This is a genomic window from Clavibacter lycopersici, from assembly GCF_003576405.1.
Taxonomy (GTDB): domain Bacteria; phylum Actinomycetota; class Actinomycetes; order Actinomycetales; family Microbacteriaceae; genus Clavibacter; species Clavibacter lycopersici.
In genome coordinates, this window is the sequence record NZ_QWGT01000588.1 from 1 (window position 1) to 333 (window position 333).

General features: G+C 67.0%; 1 pseudogene. It reads left to right on the forward strand.

Features of this window, described 5'->3' with window-relative positions:
* Positions 1-333: pseudogene (locus tag DZG00_RS16665) on the forward strand (MFS transporter); the annotation flags it as partial.

The window sequence follows — 333 nt, forward strand, 5'->3', positions numbered from 1 at the left end:
CTCGCGATGGTCTACTTCGCGGCCTTCACGAGCATCTTCTTCACCATCTCGATCCTCTGGCAGTCGGGCCTCGGCAACACGGCGCTCCAGTCGGGCCTCGTCTCGATCCCGTTCGCGATCGGCAGCATCGTCGGCTCCTCGCAGAGCAACCGGCTCACGAACCGACTCGGCCGCACCGTGCTCGTGATCGGCACCGCGCTCGTCAGCGTCGGCCTCATCTGGCTCTGGCTCGTGCTGCTGAACACCGCAGCCGCCGACCTGAACAGCTGGATGCTCCTCGTCCCGCTGCTGCTCGCGGGCATCGGCAACGGCCTCTTCATCGCCCCGAACGCG